The sequence below is a fragment of the Roseibium aggregatum genome (assembly GCF_014692675.1).
GTDB classification, from domain to species: Bacteria; Pseudomonadota; Alphaproteobacteria; order Rhizobiales; family Stappiaceae; genus Roseibium; species Roseibium aggregatum_C.
In genome coordinates, this window is the sequence record NZ_JABFCZ010000130.1 from 1 (window position 1) to 237 (window position 237).

The 237-nt window shown below is 61.2% G+C and carries 1 protein-coding gene; it reads left to right on the plus strand.

Annotated features, from left to right (window positions below):
* On the plus strand, nt 1–237 hold a 237-nt coding region (locus HK439_RS26610), incomplete at both ends, for a transposase (protein WP_190294484.1).

Below are 237 nucleotides of genomic sequence, written 5' to 3' on the forward strand. Positions count from 1 at the left end.
TTGCAGATGAGGACGATCCCCGTCTGTCGTCGCGCATGCGTTTGCTGGTCGAGGATTTGCGGGCTGAATGGCGCAGTCTTGATATGCGGGTTGCCGCCTTCGACAAGGAATTTGTAGCAATGGCGCGCGAGAATGAAGCCGCCCGCCGCCTTTCGACTGTCCCCGGGATTGGCGTCATCAATGCCACAGCACTTGTTGCAGCGGTTGGCGACGCACGCAGCTTCGGGCGTGGGCGAG